16 protein-coding genes are annotated in these 16,385 nt (G+C 68.4%); 4 read left to right on the forward strand and 12 right to left on the reverse strand.

Annotated elements, in window-relative coordinates; all coding sequences use genetic code 11:
* The first annotated feature begins 175 nt into the window (after nucleotides 1-175).
* Nucleotides 176-1,117, forward strand: coding sequence for an NADP-dependent oxidoreductase (locus LCE31_RS22935; protein WP_225017074.1), 942 nt, complete (start codon nucleotides 176-178; stop codon nucleotides 1,115-1,117).
* Nucleotides 1,118-1,234: 117 nt separating this feature from the next.
* Here the strand turns inward: LCE31_RS22935 and LCE31_RS22940 are convergent, their stop codons facing one another.
* The 7 genes from LCE31_RS22940 to LCE31_RS22970 form a co-directional block, all read right to left on the reverse strand.
* Entirely contained in the window at nucleotides 1,235-2,404 is a 1,170-nt protein-coding gene (locus LCE31_RS22940; protein WP_225017076.1) for an XdhC family protein, read from the reverse strand.
* A 145-nt stretch (nucleotides 2,405-2,549) separates the two neighbouring features.
* Entirely contained in the window at nucleotides 2,550-3,809 is a 1,260-nt protein-coding gene (locus tag LCE31_RS22945; protein WP_225017078.1) for an MFS transporter, read from the reverse strand.
* Nucleotides 3,810-3,990: 181 nt separating this feature from the next.
* Nucleotides 3,991-4,482 carry a (2Fe-2S)-binding protein gene (locus tag LCE31_RS22950; RefSeq protein ID WP_225017080.1) on the reverse strand — a complete coding sequence of 164 codons (492 nt, stop codon included), beginning with the start codon at nucleotides 4,480-4,482 and terminating at the stop codon, nucleotides 3,991-3,993.
* Complete coding sequence (locus tag LCE31_RS22955) at nucleotides 4,479-5,348, reverse strand: FAD binding domain-containing protein (RefSeq protein WP_225017082.1); 870 nt, start codon at nucleotides 5,346-5,348, stop codon at nucleotides 4,479-4,481. Before LCE31_RS22955 ends, LCE31_RS22950 begins: the two co-directional genes overlap by 4 nt.
* A complete protein-coding gene (locus LCE31_RS22960) occupies nucleotides 5,345-7,738 on the reverse strand; it encodes a xanthine dehydrogenase family protein molybdopterin-binding subunit (RefSeq protein WP_225017084.1) in 2,394 nt (797 codons plus the stop codon). Before LCE31_RS22960 ends, LCE31_RS22955 begins: the two co-directional genes overlap by 4 nt.
* A 5-nt stretch (nucleotides 7,739-7,743) precedes the next feature.
* The gene (locus LCE31_RS22965; RefSeq protein ID WP_225017086.1) at nucleotides 7,744-8,751 is read right to left on the reverse strand and encodes an MBL fold metallo-hydrolase; all 1,008 of its coding nucleotides are present in this window, start codon (nucleotides 8,749-8,751) and stop codon (nucleotides 7,744-7,746) included.
* 48 nt (nucleotides 8,752-8,799) lie between these two features.
* Nucleotides 8,800-9,582: an enoyl-CoA hydratase/isomerase family protein gene (locus LCE31_RS22970; protein WP_225017089.1), complete on the reverse strand. Its 783-nt coding sequence runs from the start codon at nucleotides 9,580-9,582 to the stop codon at nucleotides 8,800-8,802.
* A gap of 166 nt (nucleotides 9,583-9,748) precedes the next feature.
* Here LCE31_RS22970 and LCE31_RS22975 point away from each other — a divergent pair, with 166 nt between their 5' ends.
* A complete protein-coding gene (locus tag LCE31_RS22975) occupies nucleotides 9,749-10,783 on the forward strand; it encodes a LacI family DNA-binding transcriptional regulator (RefSeq protein WP_225017091.1) in 1,035 nt (344 codons plus the stop codon).
* 48 nt (nucleotides 10,784-10,831) lie between these two features.
* On the opposite strand, the gene LCE31_RS22980 is transcribed toward LCE31_RS22975, so the two are convergent.
* The 3 genes from LCE31_RS22980 to LCE31_RS22990 are packed head-to-tail and all read right to left on the reverse strand — an operon-like array spanning nucleotide 10,832 to nucleotide 13,376.
* Complete coding sequence (locus LCE31_RS22980; RefSeq protein ID WP_225017093.1) at nucleotides 10,832-11,506, reverse strand: 3-oxoacid CoA-transferase subunit B; 675 nt, start codon at nucleotides 11,504-11,506, stop codon at nucleotides 10,832-10,834.
* Nucleotides 11,503-12,174, reverse strand: a complete 672-nt coding sequence (locus LCE31_RS22985; RefSeq protein WP_225017095.1) for a 3-oxoacid CoA-transferase subunit A — start codon at nucleotides 12,172-12,174, stop codon at nucleotides 11,503-11,505. The genes LCE31_RS22980 and LCE31_RS22985 overlap by 4 nt, the downstream gene beginning before the upstream one ends.
* Nucleotides 12,171-13,376, reverse strand: coding sequence for a thiolase family protein (locus LCE31_RS22990; RefSeq protein WP_225017097.1), 1,206 nt, complete (start codon nucleotides 13,374-13,376; stop codon nucleotides 12,171-12,173). Before LCE31_RS22990 ends, LCE31_RS22985 begins: the two co-directional genes overlap by 4 nt.
* A gap of 81 nt (nucleotides 13,377-13,457) precedes the next feature.
* Here LCE31_RS22990 and LCE31_RS22995 point away from each other — a divergent pair, with 81 nt between their 5' ends.
* A complete protein-coding gene (locus LCE31_RS22995) occupies nucleotides 13,458-14,342 on the forward strand; it encodes a LysR substrate-binding domain-containing protein (RefSeq protein WP_225017098.1) in 885 nt (294 codons plus the stop codon).
* A 209-nt stretch (nucleotides 14,343-14,551) separates the two neighbouring features.
* The gene (locus LCE31_RS23000; RefSeq protein ID WP_225017100.1) at nucleotides 14,552-14,929 is read left to right on the forward strand and encodes a MerR family transcriptional regulator; all 378 of its coding nucleotides are present in this window, start codon (nucleotides 14,552-14,554) and stop codon (nucleotides 14,927-14,929) included.
* Between the two features lie 262 nt (nucleotides 14,930-15,191).
* Here the strand turns inward: LCE31_RS23000 and LCE31_RS23005 are convergent, their stop codons facing one another.
* Nucleotides 15,192-15,458: a GlsB/YeaQ/YmgE family stress response membrane protein gene (locus tag LCE31_RS23005; protein WP_225017102.1), complete on the reverse strand. Its 267-nt coding sequence runs from the start codon at nucleotides 15,456-15,458 to the stop codon at nucleotides 15,192-15,194.
* A gap of 284 nt (nucleotides 15,459-15,742) precedes the next feature.
* On the reverse strand, nucleotides 15,743-16,147 hold the full coding sequence (locus tag LCE31_RS23010) for a J-domain-containing protein (protein ID WP_225017104.1): 405 nt from the start codon (nucleotides 16,145-16,147) through the stop codon (nucleotides 15,743-15,745).
* Nucleotides 16,148-16,385 lie beyond the last annotated feature (238 nt).

Consider the following 16,385-nt stretch of genomic DNA (forward strand, 5'->3'; position numbering starts at 1 on the left):
CCCCGCCGCGGCCCACGCCGCGGCCCTCAAGAAGGCTGTCTGCTGTCGGTGGAGGGAGGGTCTTGTCGTGGTCGTGGTCGTGGGCGCGGTTCGGGTGGGTGGTTTGACCCTGACGCATGCGTGAGGGTTTTACGGTCCCCTCCAGAGCCCGAAACGCCGACCCTTTGGAGAAGAGATGCACGAGAAGCTGATGAAGGCCGTACGCATCCACAGGTACGGTGACCGGTCGGTACTCCAACTGGAGTCGGTGGCGCTGCCCACGCTGGGGGGCGATGACGTTCTCGTCCGCGTGCACGCCGCTGCGGTCAACCCGGTCGACTGGCTGGTGCGTTCGGGTGTGTTCGCCCTGGAGGAGCACTCCTTCCCGCTGACGCTGGGCTGGGACTTCGCGGGGACGGTCGTCGACCTCGGGACGGCACAGACGTCGCTGGTGGTGGGCGACCTCGTGTACGGCAGGCCGGCCCTGACGCGTGACGGCACCTACGCGCAGTACCTCGCGGTGGACGCCGGCGAGATCGCGAAGGCCCCGCGGAGCACTCCGCTGGAACAGGCGGCGGGTCTGCCCCTGGCCACCCTGACTGCCTGGAAGGCATTGTTCGACATCGGTCACCTCGGCGCGGGCCAGACCGTGCTGATCCATGCGGGGGCAGGTGGCGTGGGGTCTGCCGCGGTCCAGCTGGCCAAACACTTCGGTGCCCGTGTGGTCGCTACGGCCTCGGGTGACGGGATCGACATCGCCAAGTCGCTGGGCGCTGACGAGGTCATCGACTACAAGCGGGAGGACTTCGCCGCGCGGGGGCGCTTCGCGGACGTCGTGCTGGACACCGTGGGCGGCGACACCCTCGAAAGGTCGTACGGCGCCGTGGTGTCCGGCGGCTCCCTGATCACCATCGCGGGTGCGCCGGACGAGGCAGAAGCCGACAGGCTGGGCATCAACGTGTCCACGTTCGTCCTGGACTCCAACGGGCCTCGGCTTGCCGAGATCGCCCGCCTGGTCGACGAGGGCGCGGTGCGTCCCCTGGTGAGCAGGACGCTGGACCTCGACGACGTCGCCGAGGCCCATCGGCTGAGCGAAACCGGCCGCACCCGCGGGAAAATCATCCTCCGCGTCCAGTAGGCCTCACACTGCCTCGCCGACACCCTGCACGACACCGTCCCGGGACGGCATCCGCACAGGTGACCGCAGGCAACCAAGACGGTGTCCTGTGCGGTGCGGCGGGTAGGAACTGTCCGCCTAGCAGTACGCGCGCCACTCAGCCGTACGAGAACCGCGCTGCGCGAGCGTGTCCGCGCCGCGGTGTATCGGGGTGTAGCTCTCGGCTAGTGAGACTCCGCCGCCCCCGCGCCGATCCGCCACGATCTCCGCGGCGATGGACACCGCGACCTCCTCCGGAGTGCGTGCGCCGAGGTCGAGGCCTATCGGGGAGCGCAGCCGAGCCAACTCCTCTTCGGTGGAACCTGCTTCACGCAGGCGCTCGTTTCGCTCCAGGTGAGTCCGTCGGGAACCCATGGCGCCCACGTAGGCGACCGGCAGGCGCAGCGCGAGATGGAGCAGGGGCACGTCGAACTTGGGGTCGTGGGTAAGGACGCACAGGACCGTGCGACCGTCGACGACCGTGCGTTCGAGGTAGTGGTGCGGCCACTCGACGACGATCTCGTCGGCGTCGGGGAACCTGGCCGCGGTTGTGAACACGGGCCGTGCGTCGCAGACGGTGACGTGGTAACCGAGGAACGCGCCCATCCTGACGAGTGCCGACGCGAAGTCGATCGCTCCGAAAATGATCATCCGCGGTGCCGGCACCGATGATTCGACAAGGAGCGTGAGGGGGACGCCGCAGCGGGAATCCTCTTCATCGATCTCCAGTGTGGCGGTGCCACCGGCGTTGAGGTGGGCGAGTGCCGCGCCGGCGACGATGCGATCAAGTTCTGGGCGGGCGCCGAAGCCGCCCTGCCTGCGGCCGTCGGGACGCACCAGCAGGGCCCGGCCCATGAGCTCGGCAGGCCCGGACACGATCCGTGCGAGCGCCGCCGCCTCGCCGGTCGCGGGCGCAGTCAGGGCGGCCGCCAGCACTTCGCGTTCCGCCCGGTCCCGGTACCGGACGGGCGCAATGAGGATGTCGATGACGCCGCCGCAGGTCAGGCCGACGGCGAATGCTTCGTCGTCGCTGTAGCCGAATCGCTCCAGGCGGGTGCGTCCGTCCTCAAGTGCCTCACGGCACAGTTCGTAGACGGCGCCCTCCACACAGCCTCCGGAGACCGATCCAATGGCGGTGCCCTCACGGTCGATGGCGAGGGCCGCGCCCGGCTGCCGCGGCGCGCTGCCGCTGACAGCCACCACCGTGGCCACGGCGAAGTCGCGGCCCCGCTCAAGCCACCGGTTCAACTCGTCGGCGATGTCCAACACTGACAGTCCTCCTGTTCTCGCGAGGCCGCTGCCTGAGTGGTCTCTTCGTCGTGGGCGCTGTCCGTGTTTCGTTCGCGGCGGCTCCCCACGTTTCGTTTGCGGCACGGGCAGCTCTCCACGCCGCCAGAAACGAACAACCGCTCTGTCAACTGGTGGCGAAGTCGGCCTCGATGTCAGCCATGGCCCGCTCGCGTCCTTCCTTGAACGCCCATCCCAAGACGGCCAGGACGGCGAAGAGGGCGGCTCCCGAGAAGACGAGAATCGCGTACCCGTACACGGGATAGACGGCCGCGGCGATGAGAGGCGGGAAGAACGAGAGCCCTCGCCCGAGCTGCAGCGAACTGCCTACGCCCAGGGAACGGACCCGGGTCGGGAACTGCTCGGAGAAGACCAGTCCGAAGGCGGCGGCAACACCAGTGCCGAAGTACATGATGAAGATCGGCGGCAGGCTCAGGAAACCCTTGGCGTCTGTCTGCAGGACGATACCCAGCAGGACACTGCCGATGGCGGCGATGGACGCCATGATGCACCAGGTGAGACGACGTCCGATACGGTCGGCGAGAAATCCACAGGTCACCGATCCCAGGAAGATCGAAAGACCGACGGTCACCGTCCACCAGGCAGCCTTGCCGAAGCTGAAGCCCTGCACCTCGATGAGGTACTTGGGCAGGAGGGCCGCAACCCCGTAGAAGGCGAAGAACTCCACCGCGCAGGCCGTGAGGCAGAGGAAGAAGGGCTTGAGGAAGAGCTTTGAGCGCACCAGCTTCCAGTCGGTCGCGACACGTTCGCCACGAGACTGTGCCTCCCATTCGCCGGACTCGGGAACGGCGAACCTCACGAAAATCGCGAGGAGGATCGGCAGACAGGACACGGCGAAGACCCAGCGCCATCCGATGGCGGGAAGAAGATATCCACCGACCACGGCGGCCAGGGCCAGTCCGAGCCCCACTCCGCTGTAGAGGGCGGCGCCCCACCAGCCGCGCTTGCTCGCCGGCATGGCCTCCGAGACCAGGGACTGTCCCACTCCGAATTCGCCGCCCAGTCCGATCGCGGCGAGTATGCAGAATGCGACGAGCATGTTGTAGTCGGTCACGAACGCGCGGGCCAGCGTGAAAACGCCGAAGATCACGATGGTGATCATCAGGACGCGACGGCGCCCGATCCGGTCTCCGAGGTACCCGAAAAGAACGCCTCCGGCTGCTATGCCCAAGAGCTGGAGCGAGATCAGGAGCGCGGTCTGCTGCGACGAGACTCCGAAATCCGCTGCGATCGGCACGATCAGGAACGTCATGAGCGAGATCTCGTAGTAGTCGAACAGCCATCCCGCGAACGCGGTGAGCCACGCGAGGAACTGCGCGCGGGTGACTTTTTCTTTCTCATGCACTGTGGTCTCAAGGGTCTGCATGATCCTGGCTCCATCTCTCGGGAGTCTGCCGGGAAATTGGAATTGTTCGCCTTTTCGGCATGCGGGTGGCAGTGCGCCTTTTCTGGTCCTGCACGGTGCCGGCGCATCCAGCAGCCGCCGTCCGTCCTCATATGGAAATGAAAACGGCAGAGCCTGTCGGGCACATGAGGGGAAGGCGGTTTCAGAGGCTTTCCTGGTCGCTTGCGGCGACCATTGCGGCGGCTCGCTCGACCGCCTTGACGATGTTCGCGTAACCGGTGCATCGGCACAGGTTTCCGCTCAGCGCGTCCCGGATTTGCGTCTCGTCCGGATGCGGGATTCGCGCAAGCAGGCTGAGCGTTGAGAAGACCATGCCAGGAAGGCAGAAACCACACTGGAACGCGTACTGCTCCATGAAGGCGGTCTGGACCGGATGGGGGCGGTCCAGGGTTCCGAGGCCTTCGAGGGTGATGACCTCGGACCCGTGCACTCGGCCGGCGAGCATGAGGCAGGTCTTGACGCACTCGTCGTCGACCATGGCCGTGCAGCTGCCGCAGTCGCCGTTTCGGCACCCCACCCGCACACCGGCGACGCCACAACTGCGGCGCAGGGAGTCGACCAGCGTCTCGGCGTCGTCGATCTTCGCGTGGGCGGGCTTGCCGTTGAGGGAGAAGGTGACTTCCTCGCTGCTCATGGCTGATCCATTCCTGAGGAGAGCCGCGCGAAGGCGTGCCGTGATGCGCGCGACGCGACGGTGGCGGCGACTCGGCGCCGGTACGAACTGTCCGCTCGGACGTCCGCCCAGAAGTCGTCCTCGGCAAGTGCGGACATGCGCTCCTCCACGGCGTCCCGCAGCCTGCGCGGATCGCGCGCCACGCTGCCGGACAGGTGCATCCTCCATGGCACTCCGCGGACTCCGCCGAGGGTGAACTCGGCCGTTCCGTCTGCCAGGACCGTGCAGGCACAGGTCACGACGGGCCAGGAGGACTCCGCGAACTTCAGCTTGTAGTAACCGTGCGAAACGGCCTCGGGGCGGAGTGGGAGGGTGACGGCTGTGACCAGTTCGTCAGGTCGCAGGTCCGGCTGCTCCGGGCCAGTGAGGAACTGCTCGGCCGACACAGTGCGTGTGCCACGCGATGAGGCGAGCGTGACGTGGGCGACATGGGCGACGAGGACCGCCGGCGCGTCCGAGAACGGGCGTGCGCAGACCAGCGATCCGATGATCGTGCCCTGACCGCGGATCTGGATTCCACCCGTGATTCCCTGGGCCATCAGGTGGAGAAGCGGCATGTGCCGCTCAGCACACGGTGTGTCGAGGAGTGACTGGTAGCTGGCGGCGGGGCCGAGACGGACCGTGTTCTCGTTGCACCGCACCCGGGGGACCTCCAGGTCACTCAGGTCGACGATGTCAGTGGGATTCACTTCGCGACGTGTGAGCTGGGGGACGACGATCGTGCCACCGCCGACGACGAGTGCACGGCCGCCCCTTGCCTTTGCCTCGGCCAGCGCGGTGGTGGCCTCGGCGACGGTGCGCGGTCGTACGAGCTGCCGGTCGTTCACGGCTCGACACCCCCGTGCGCGTGGGCGAGCAGGTCGAGGACCCGCGGCGGAGTCAGGGGCAGCGCCGTCGGGGGCGGGCAGCCCGGGCCGAGCGCGTGGGTCACGGCGTTGACCACTGAGGCCATCGTGCCGCCCACCCCCGCCTCACCGGCGCCCTTGGCACCGAGCAGGGTATGGGGCGACGGCGTCTCGATGTGCTCGACGACCATGCTCGGCAGGTCGTTGGCACGCGGCAGCAGATAGTGCTTGAAGGAGCTGGTGAGAGGGCTGCCGTCATCGTCCGACAGGCTCTCCTCGAAGAGCGCCAGGCCTGCTCCTGTGGCCATGGCCCCGTGCATCTGCCCCTCCACGAGAGTCGGGTTGATGACGCGTCCGCAGTCGTGCACCGCGACCAGACCGGTAATCGTGGTCTTCCCTGTCGCAAGATCGACGAGCACCCGTGCCACGTACACACCGCTGGAGACGTATGGGTACGTGTAGCGGTACTCCTCACCGTCGTTGAGGCCCTGCTGCGTCTGTGGGGCGTACGAGCGGGTGACGGCCAGTTCCGCTGCACCGACCGTGGAGTGCAGATCGAGACAGAGGTCGGCGAGGGTCATGACCGGACGCCGGTCGGCCTCGACCCGGCTGTCGGCGAAGGTGATCCGGTCGGGGCGGGCACCCGTCAGTGCGGCCGCATGCGCGCGCAGACGGCTCGCCACGTCCCGCGCCGCAAGGACGACGGCGGCCCCGCCCACGGCCGTTGCCCGGCTGCTGGCATGGCCGGTCCCGGCCGGGACGCGGTCGGTGTCCCCTTGGACGACCGTGACCATCGCGCGGGTGGTGCCCAGTTCGTCGGCGGCCAGCTGGGCGAGCGAGGTGTCGTTGCCTCCCCCCGGATTGGTGACGCTGCTGCGCACCTCGACACGGCCTTTGGCGTTCACCGAGACCGTGGCGGTCTCGGGAACCGGGGCCGTGGGACGCACCGCGGTGCGCAGCGGGCCTGATGGATGGCCCCCGCCCTCCGGCGTGATCTCGAAGGCGATGCCGACGCCTTCGACCACGTCGCCCTCCGGGTCCGCGGGGCGGGGGCCCTGCCCCGGCCGGTAGCCGGCCAGGGTGAGCGCGCGGTCGAGGAGGGCGTCGAAGTCGCCGCTGTCGATGAGGTAGCCCGAGGGCAGCCGGTGCGGCAGTCGGTCGCTCGGCAGCAGGTTGCGTCGGCGTACCTCGGCGGGATCGAGACCGAGGTGCGCCGCGACCATGTCCACCAGCCGCTCGATGACCACGATGGCGGTGTCCTTGCCGTAGCCGCGGCAGGAGTGCCAGGGGGGCCGGTTCGTCAGCAGGACGCGTGAACGGATCTCCACGGCCGGAATGTCGTAGGCGCTGGGGAAAGTGGCGGCTGTCACGTAGGCCATGCGCCAGCCGGGCGAGGTGGAGGCCGCGCCCACCGGGATGGTGATGTGGTCGCGCAGGGCGAGCAGCCGGCCCTGGTCGTCGAAGGCGACCGCGGCGCGGTGGATCTGTTCGCGTCCTCCTCCGAGGAAGCATTCGTACCTGCTTTCGACGAACTTGACCGGTCGGCCGGTCAGCCTGCTGAGGAGACAGACAAGGGGCTCCTCGCTGAACCCGGTCATCTTCAGACCGAACGATCCGCCGACCTGGGGGACGACGACGCGAATCACGTCCTCGGGGATCTGGAGCACGGTCGCGAGTTCCCAGCGCAGCTGGAACGGCTGCTGATGGGAGGCGTGCACGGTCAGCCGGCCGTCGGCGTCCCAGGACGCGAGATAGCCGCGCGGTTCCATCGGCGCCGTACTGCTGCGTGCGATCCGCACGGTGCTTTGGAGAGAATGAGGCGCCGACGCGAACGCGCTGCCGGTGTCGCCCCGGGTGAAGTCGTTGGCCGCCAGGACCAGTTCCGCGGACGGGTCCTCGGTCAGCTCGTCGGGGTCAAGGACCGGCCGGAGTTCCTCGTAGCGCACGTGCACCGCGGCGGCGGCCGCCTGAGCGCGAGGGGCGGACTCGGCGACGACCACGGCGACGGGTTCACCGAGCCAGCGCAGTTCGTCCACCGCGAGTGCCGGCACACTGAAGGCGCGCGCCTCGATGTCCTCGGGGTTCTGCAGGTAGGGCATCGGGGCCAGATGGCGGGCGGCCTCCTGGCCGTCGACGGCGGCCACGACGCCGTCCATGGCGAGAGCCTCACCGATATCGACGCCCAGGAGTCTGCCGTGGGCCACAGGGCTTCGTACGACCGCCATGTGCAGTGTTCCGGCGGGTTCGATGTCTTCCAGGTAGGTGGCGCCTCCGCTGATGAAGGCGAAGGCGTCGTACTTCGGCCAGCGCGCGCGTTCGATCTCCGCGCGTGTCGGTGGGTTCTCCGGGAGATCCCACGAGGCGGTACTCACGGCTCTCACGCTTCCGGGTCACGGCCGGGCGCGTCGATCGACGAGCACGGGTCGGTGTAGGCCTCACGGTCCCTGATGATGCGGTGGCCGTACGAGGCGGGGTTGAGCCGCAGCATGTCGTCGAATGCCGCCGCCTCGTCGACGAAGGCCGCCTCCGGACCGTTCTTGAGCTCCTCGTAGGCCCGGTGCAGATTCAGCACGAAGCGCTCCGGGTGCTGCCACTCGGCGTATGCGCCGAGGTCCTGTTGCCGGGCGGCGTCGAGCACGGACAGGCCCGCGTCCAGGGTCTTCGCTGCCGTGTCGGTGAGGAAGGAGAAGTAGCCGAGCCACTGATCGAGCACCTCGGGACCACAGACCGTGCCGTGGCCCGGGACGATGACGCGCGGGTCGAGGGCCTTCATGGTGTTGAGTGCCCGCACCGATCCCGCGGTGGAGCCGCCGTGGGTGATGGGTGTCGCGTCGTGGAAGAGCACGTCTCCCGCGAACAGCACGCGTTCCTCGGGCAGCCAGACCACGATGTCGTTGTCGGTGTGGGCCGGGCCGACGAAGATGAGCTCGGCCCGGTGATCGCCGACGTGCAATTCCAACTTCTCGTCGAAGAGGAGCTGCGGGGGGCGGACCTTCAGAGCCCCCCACGGGACGATCGGGTCCTGGTCCGTGGGCTTGAGCCCTTGCCTGACCACGGCCCCCCGGCAGAGTCGATGGGCGACGATGCAGGCATCGTCGAAAACCGAATTCCCGAAGGTGTGATCACTGTGGTGGTGCGTATTGATCAGTATCTGCGGCTTGTCCACGCCGGATCTGCGCGTCATCGCCTCCCGAAACAGGCGGGTGCGGGCTTCGGTGAGCGCGGTGTCGATCACAGCGAGTTCATGGCCGGAATGGACGAAACCGGAGTTGTTGAGTCCCCAGCTGCCGTCATGGTGGAGATAGGCGTAAATGCCGTCACCCACCTCCAACAGGCTCGGCTCCTCGACGTAGCCGCGATAAAACGTGTTCCAACTGGAGGCCATGGTCCGCTCCTGATTTAAAGTCCGCCCGGTCGTTGATGTGATTCGCGGTCAGTACTCGCGCATACGGGCCAGGCCTTCGAGCGCCAGACCGTAACCGAGGAGACCGTGCATCTGCCCCCGCAGGGTCTCGGTCACCGCGGTGCGCGTGTAGCGGCGGACGAGCCGGGGCTGCTTCAGCAACTCCGCGGCCAGTTCCCGGGCCCGGCCCAAGAGCCGGTCCTCGGGAAGGACCTCGTTGACCAGGCCCAGGTCCTTGGCCTCGACAGCCTCGATCTTCTGCCCCGTGTACAGGAAGTACCGACCGCGCGTGGGCCCCATCAACAGCGGCATGACGATGTGCATGCCGTCCCCCGGGACCATCCCGCCGGCGAAGTGGGCCGTGTCCTGGAAGTACGTGGAATCCGTCGCGAGCACGATGTCCGACAGCAGCGGAATCTCGGCGTGCCGTACCGCGGGGCCGTTGATCGCGGCGATCACCGGTGCCTCGATCGACAGGAGATTGGGAAGCAGGTGCTTGCCCTCCCACAGGATCGGATCGTAGCCCGACGGAGTCATGCTGTTGCGGTTCGGGTGGGAACCCGGCTTGATCGCGGGACCGCTGAAGGCGTCGCCCGTGCCCGTCAGAATGATGACGTCATTGTCACGGTCTCGCCCCACCTGCGCGAAAGCGTCCTCGAATTCATAGTGCGCCTGCAGGCTCCACTGGAGTGGCCCGCCGCCGGTGTGGAACCGCATCGTCAGAACGCCGTCGGACGATCGCTCCATGTCGATGGTTTCGTAGCGGTCCTTGTACTCCTTGAACTGCGACGACGGGCGCCGGAAATCAGTCATGCTCGCGTTTGTCCCGGTCACTGTGGCCTCTCCCTGTTCGCTGCTTCATGGCAGGGTTTCGCGCTTTCGATACGGCAGACGCTAGAAGCGTGTTACATGCCGGTCAAACGTTTGATATAAAAAGTTCATCAGGCCGACCGCCGCTGAGCCGCCACCGGAGGCAACGATGACCACGGACCGCAAGCCGAGCGGACCACGAAGGCCCACTCTGGCGGACGTCGCCGCGGCCGTGGGCGTCCACACCAGCCTGGTCTCGCGAGTGCTGCGCGATGATCCACGGGGCTTCGCCTCGGCCGAGACACGCAGTCGCATTCTCGAGGTGGCGGAGTCGCTCGGGTACCGCGCCAACGTGGCGGCGCGAGGACTGCGCAACGCCCGTACGACCACACTCGGGCTGTTGCTGCCCGGCTTCACCAGCCCGATGTACACAGCCCTCGCCAAGAGCGTGGAAGGGCATGCCGCCGCACGGGGTTACGGCCTGGTCCTGGGGACGCACGCCGCGGGCGACCCGCACGAGACGATCACCAACATGCTGATGCAGGGGCGCGTCGACGCGATGCTCGTGGCTTCCGGGCGCATCGAGGACAAGGCCCTGCGCCGACTCGCCGAGTGGGCGCCGCAAAGGGTGGTGCTTTTGAACCGGCAGGTACGTGCCGTGAAAGCCAGTGTGGTGCTGCGCGACGGCGACGCGGCGGCTCTCGCGGTGCAGCGCCTGGCGGATCTCGGCCACCGGCGGATCGGCGGCGTTTTCGGCCCGCCGTCCCTCGACACCATGGTCCGGCGCAGGCACGGATTTCGGGAGGCGATCCGCTCGGCGGGAGCCGATGCGCTCACCGTCTCGCTCGAAGGGCGTGACTACGCGGCCGGCTTCAGCGGTGCGCAGCGGCTTCTGGCCGACGAGGCGAGCCGGCCGACGGCGATCTTCACGGCGACATTCCCCATGGGAGTAGGCGCACTCGCGGCTGCCCAGGAGATGGGCCTCGCGGTTCCCGAGCAGCTCTCGATCGTCGCCCTGCACGACGACGAGCTGGCCCGCTACCTGACGCCGGCGCTCACGACCGTTGCTCTCCCGGTCAAAGAACTCGGGGTCCAGGCGGTCGAACTCGCACTGGACATGGCCGCAGGCGGGGAACCACGCAGAATCGTGGTTCCCCAGAGCCCCCACCTGATCGACCGCGCGTCGACCGCGCCGGTTCGGTGACGGCGCCGCGTCTTGACGTCGCGTCCCACGGATTGGTGCCATCTGGTCTTACGGATTGGTGCCATCCAGAAGAGGCATGTCCAGCCGTGCGGCGAGTTCGTCGAAGGTGACGCCGAAGGTATGCGTGACACTGACTCCACGGGGCGAGATGTCGAACACCGCGAGGTCGGTATAGACGCGGTCGACGCAACCGAGTCCGGTCAGAGGGTAGCTGCATTCACGCACCAGCTTGGGCGTGCCGCCCTTGGTGAAGAGGGTCATCACCACAAAGACCTGCTTGGCGCCGATCGCCAGGTCCATGGCCCCGCCGACGGCGGGGATGGCGTCCGGCGCCCTCGTCTGCCAGTTCGCCAGGTCACCCCCGGAAGAGACCTGATAGGCGCCCAGCACGCAGATGTCCAGGTGCCCGCCGCGCATCATGGCGAAGGAGTCCGCGTGGTGGAAGTAGGCCGCCCCGGGCATCTCGGTGACGGGCACCTTACCCGCGTTGGTCAGATCCGGGTCGACGTCGTTCCCCTCGGCGGCGGGGCCCATGTTGAGCATGCCGTTCTCGGTGTGCAGCACGACGCCGGAGCCGGGTGGCAGGTGGTCGGCGACGAGTGTCGGCCGGCCTATGCCGAGGTTCACGAACGCGCCGTCGGGGATGTGCCCGGCCACCAGAGCCGCGATCCCGTGCTTGTCCAGCGGGGCGTTCCCGTGCGATGTACGGATGGCCGGGTTCATGCCTGATCCACCTCCTGCACCACTCGGTCGACATAGATGCTGGGGGTGATCACGGTCTCCGGATCGAGCGCACCGGTCTCGACGATCTCGCGTACTTGCGCGATCACCGTGGTCGCCGCCGTGGCCATGACCGGTCCGAAGTTGCGGGCGGTCTTGCGGTAGACGAGATTGCCCATGCGGTCGGCGCGGTAGGCACCGATGAGGGCCACGTCGCCCCTGATGGGGTACTCCAGTACGTAGGTGCGCCCGTCGATCTCCCGGGTCTCCTTGCCCTCCGAGAGGAGGGTGCCCACCCCGGTGGGACAGAAGAAGGCTCCGATGCCCGCGCCCGCGGCCCTGATCCGTTCGGCGAGGTTGCCCTGGGGGACGACTTCCAACTCGACCTTGCCGGCCCGGTACAGCTCGTCGAACACGTACGAGTCCGCCTGGCGGGGGAAGGAGCAGACCACCTTGCGGACGCGTCCCGCGGCGAGCAGGGCGGCGAGTCCGGTGTCACCGTTGCCCGCGTTGTTGGACACCACGGTCAAGTCACCGGCGTCCTGCTGGAGGAGTGCGTCGATCAGGGCCACCGGCATGCCCGCCATGCCGAATCCTCCGATCAGAACGGTCGAGCCGTCCTGGATCTCGGCGACCGCCTCGCCCGCGTCGGTGTAGAACCGCGTGCTCATCCCCTGCCCCCTGCCACGTTCTCCAGTACGACTGCGAGGCCCTGCCCGACACCGATGCACAGGGCCGCGACGCCCCACCGGTCGCCGGACTCGCGGAGCCGGTGGGCGAGTGTGCCCACGATCCGCCCTCCGGACGCGCCCAGGGGGTGGCCGATCGCGATGGCCCCGCCCTTGGTGTTGACGATGTCCGGGTCGACTCCCCAGGCGTCCATACAGGCCAACGACTGCACGGCGAAAGCTTCGTTGAGCTCGACCGCGGCGACCTCGGCCCAGCGGACGCCTGCGTTCGCGAGCGCTCGGCCGGCCGCTTCCACGGGGGCGAACCCGAACATCCGGGGGTCGAGCGCGACCGCCGCGCGACCGGCGATCCGGGCGAGCGGCGTGGCGCCGATGCGGGTGGCAGCGTCGGCGGACCCGAGCAGTACGGCCGACGCACCGTCGTTGAGAGGGGAGGCGTTGCCGGCCGTGATGACACCGTCGGACCGGAAAGCGGGCCTGAGCGCGGCGAGCTTCTCGACGGTGGAGTCAGGACGTATCCCTTCGTCCCGATGGATGGCGGTGCCGTCGGCTCCCGTCTCGACCGGTACGACCAGATCGTCGTAGAAGCCCGCGTTCCATGCCTGGTCGGACAGCGTGTGGGAGCGCACCGCGAAGGCGTCCTGACGGTCGCGCGGAATGCTGAAACGATCGGCGAGCTGTTCGTTCGCCTCGCCCAGGGAAACCGTCCACTCCTTCGGCATCCGCTTGTTGACCAGCCTCCATCCGAGCGTGGTCGACACCGCGGTGACGTCCCCCGCGGGGAAGCCGCGCGCGGGCTTGGGCAGGACCCAGGGCGCCCGGCTCATCGACTCCGCTCCGCCGCAGAGCACGATGTCCACGTCGCCCGACTCAATGGCACGTGAGGCGATGATGGCCGCGTCGAGCGAGGAACCGCACAGGCGGTTCACCGTCGTGGCGGGAACCGAGGTGGGCAGGCCCGCAAGCAGGGCGGCCATCCGCCCCAGGTTGCGGTTGTCCTCACCGGCACCGTTCGCGTTTCCCCAGACGATGTCGCCGATCTGAGCGAGATCGAGCCCGGGTGTCTTGGCGAGGACCCCGCTGATGGCCCGAGCGGCGAGGTCGTCGGGCCTCACCTCCGCCAGGGCACCGGCATACCGTCCGAAGGGCGTTCTTGCCGCCGCGTATACATAGCTTTCGGTCACCCTCCGACCGTAGGAACGCTCGGCTAATCGTGTCCAACACTTGATTCTGATCGATTGATAAGGGTGTGTTATAAAAAATTCATGGAGATTCGCCAACTCCGGCACTTTCTCGCCGTCGCCGAGGAGTGCCATTTCGGACGCGCCGCAACCCGCCTGCACGTGGCACAACCGGCTCTGTCCCAGCAGATCAAGCAGTTGGAGGGCGAGCTGGGCATCACCCTGTTCAACCGGACCACACGGCACGTCGCACTGACGGAAGCCGGCCGGCAACTCGCTGATCACGCCCGGACGCTCATCGGAGGGGAGGAACGTGCACGCGCCCACATGCACGAGCTGGCGGCGGGGCGGGCGGGCCGCGTCTCCGTCGGGTTCATCGGCACGGCGACCTACGATGTGCTGCCGAGGGTCGCCCTCACCGTGAGAGCCCAACTCCCCGAGGTCGCCATGGACCTGCACGGGGAAGTCCTCGCCCCTCGTCTCGTCGAGGGACTGCTCGACGACACGTACGACCTCGTGGTCGTCCGGGAAGCGTCGCCACGTGACGGTGTCCGCGTCACCCCCTTGCGTTCCGAGCCTCTCGTGGCGGTGCTGCCGTCCCACCACGCGCTCGCGAGCCGGCGTGTCATGGCCCTGGGCGACCTGGCCGGAGAGCGGTTCGTGATCCACCCCTCGCAGGCGCGTTCCTCGATGTACGACCGGGTGCTGGCGGCGTGCCGACGTGCCGGCTTCGAGCCCTCGTCCTTCGTGGAGGTCAGTGAGACGGCGACGCTGGTGGTGTTCGTCGCTGCGGGACACGGTGTGGCCCTCGTTCCGCAGTCTGTGCAGAGTCTCAGCCTGGAAGGAGTGACCTACGTGCCGTTGGAGGACCCTGAAACGGTCGACCTTCTCCTGGTTCGCCGGACCGGCCGCAATTCCCCTGCCACGAGCCGCGTTGCGGCGGTGATCGAGGAGTGCGTACGCGGCTGACCACTCGCTCGTAGCCCCGCCCATGCCGCGGAAGCTCAGTCCACACCTGACCAGGTCCTGGTCGTGCGGGTTCGCACGCACCGCTGGGCCGGGTGCGACGGCGCCTGCGACGACCTCGTCGCAAAGCACCCCGGGCCTTGGCATGGGTGGGGCGCACATCGCGGAACCGACGCCGGAAGCTGTCCGACGGTTTTCCTGTTGTACGCGCCATGAAGATCGGTGAAGCGGCGAAGGCCAGCGGGCTCAGCGTGCGGACACTGCGGTTCTACGAGGACGAAGGGCTCTGTGTCCCCCCACGCGCCCACAACGGCTACCGGGAATACTGCGAGTGGGGCCTCCAGCGCATCCAGGTCATCCGCACCCTCCTGGACTCCGGCCTCTCCATCAAGCTGATCAAAGAGGTGCTGCATCACCTCACCGACCGGCCCGCCGGCCCGGACGAGATCAGCCCCGCCTTCCTGGGAGAAGTGACCCGGTACCGCGACCGCCTCGCTCAGCGTGTCGCCCTCCTGGCCGCGCAGCAGGAGGCGCTGGACACATTCCTGGAGGCAGCCCGGAACGAATTCTCACCCCTCCCGCAGGGGTGAGAATTTTGCGGTCTCTCCGCACTGTCCTGTCCTGCGATATTGCCTTGTCCCGCAATTCGGCCTCTTGGCGGGCCCGTGAGGCTCCGCATGGGCATGAACGTGTCGGGATGAACATGCCTTCGCGGTCGGCCCTGGCATTCCGCCGGCCCGGGGCGTGGCCGACAACGACGACTCCGACGACGCCGCGACTGGCGATGCCCCCGGCCGGAGGCCGGGGGAGCGTGCCAGGCGTCGCATGCCAGGCAGGGTGTGTCAGACAGGCCTACCGGCGGCGCGTCCGCGGGCGGTCGAGCGCCGCGATACCCAGTGCGGCCAGCGCGATCTGGATGATCCACTCGATCCAGTCGACGCCGTTCGTGTCGGCGACCCCCACGGCGGAGGCGATCCAACTTCCGACCAGCGCCGCGACGATGCCGATGACGATCGTCCACAGCACCCCGATGTGCTGCCTGCCGGGCACGACGAGCCGGCCCAGCACACCGATGATGATGCCGATGATGATCGCCGAAATAATGCCCGAGATTTCCATGTCCGCTCCCTCTTCGCCGCACTGCCGCTGACAGCGGGTTACGTCGGAGCTTGTGCCCTCCCGGCGCGCGTTCACTCCATGGCGGGGGCCACTGCACGAGGCGCCTTCACCCGACGGCGGCGACCGCTCCACGGCGCGCGTTCACTCGACGGCGGCGACCGCTCCATGGTGCGTGTTCACTCGACGTCGACGGCCACTCCACGGCGCGCGTTCACTCGACCGCGTCGGCCCTTCCACGGCGGTGGCCGGATCGCGCGGTGCGGACCGCCGGGGCGTCCGTCCCGTCAGCCGGCGCGCCTGCGGTTGCGCCAGTCCGCGACGATCTCCTCGACATCGAACGGGCGGATGCCCAGCGGTGGCCCCGGCGGCGGCTTCGCCAGTACCTCGCCGATCTTCTCGTTGATCTCCGCGGCGATCCGCCGCACCCTGCCCTCGGACGGCGCGCGCTTCGCGGCGACCAGCGCGTCCTCGGCCTCCTTGCGCAGAGCGAGCGTCGGAGGCAGGTACGAGACGTTCTCCCGCCGCATCTTGTCCTTGATCCACCACAGTTCGTCGTACGGCTCGTCGAGTCCGGCGAGCGGCTTGCCCGCACCCGTCAGGCCGTCGAACACACCGCGCTCCTGCGCGTCCCTGATCTGCCGGTCGACCCAGGTCTCGAAACTGACGCCGGGCGGTTTGCGTTCGGTCATCGGTGAACCTCCTCTGCGCACGCACGTGCACGCGGACGGGGCCGTCCCCACCAGCCTACGAGCACCGGCCGGCGCGCAGAAGCCCGTCACCTGCCGGCCGGCCCTGCCGTCTGGGCTGCCGTCCCTGGGGCGCCCTGCACCTGGGGCACCTGGGGCCCGGGAGGTACCCCCTGCACCCGCAGCACCCGGGGCCCGCGCCGTACCCACAGCACCTCAGGCCCCCGCGGCCCCCTGGGCC

This window comes from Streptomyces sp. 8L, assembly GCF_020176795.1.
GTDB lineage: Bacteria > Actinomycetota > Actinomycetes > Streptomycetales > Streptomycetaceae > Streptomyces.

Coding starts and splice junctions, on each gene's coding strand:
- LCE31_RS22935 (WP_225017074.1), top strand. CDS start 176: ATGCACGAGAAGCTGATGAAGGCCGTACGCATCCACAGGTACGGTGAC.
- LCE31_RS22945 (WP_225017078.1), bottom strand. CDS start 3,809: ATGCAGACCCTTGAGACCACAGTGCATGAGAAAGAAAAAGTCACCCGC.
- LCE31_RS22950 (WP_225017080.1), bottom strand. CDS start 4,482: ATGAGCAGCGAGGAAGTCACCTTCTCCCTCAACGGCAAGCCCGCCCAC.
- LCE31_RS22965 (WP_225017086.1), bottom strand. CDS start 8,751: ATGGCCTCCAGTTGGAACACGTTTTATCGCGGCTACGTCGAGGAGCCG.
- LCE31_RS22970 (WP_225017089.1), bottom strand. CDS start 9,582: ATGACTGATTTCCGGCGCCCGTCGTCGCAGTTCAAGGAGTACAAGGAC.
- LCE31_RS22975 (WP_225017091.1), top strand. CDS start 9,749: ATGACCACGGACCGCAAGCCGAGCGGACCACGAAGGCCCACTCTGGCG.
- LCE31_RS22980 (WP_225017093.1), bottom strand. CDS start 11,506: ATGAACCCGGCCATCCGTACATCGCACGGGAACGCCCCGCTGGACAAG.
- LCE31_RS22985 (WP_225017095.1), bottom strand. CDS start 12,174: ATGAGCACGCGGTTCTACACCGACGCGGGCGAGGCGGTCGCCGAGATC.
- LCE31_RS22995 (WP_225017098.1), top strand. CDS start 13,458: ATGGAGATTCGCCAACTCCGGCACTTTCTCGCCGTCGCCGAGGAGTGC.
- LCE31_RS23000 (WP_225017100.1), top strand. CDS start 14,552: ATGAAGATCGGTGAAGCGGCGAAGGCCAGCGGGCTCAGCGTGCGGACA.
- LCE31_RS23005 (WP_225017102.1), bottom strand. CDS start 15,458: ATGGAAATCTCGGGCATTATTTCGGCGATCATCATCGGCATCATCATC.
- LCE31_RS23010 (WP_225017104.1), bottom strand. CDS start 16,147: ATGACCGAACGCAAACCGCCCGGCGTCAGTTTCGAGACCTGGGTCGAC.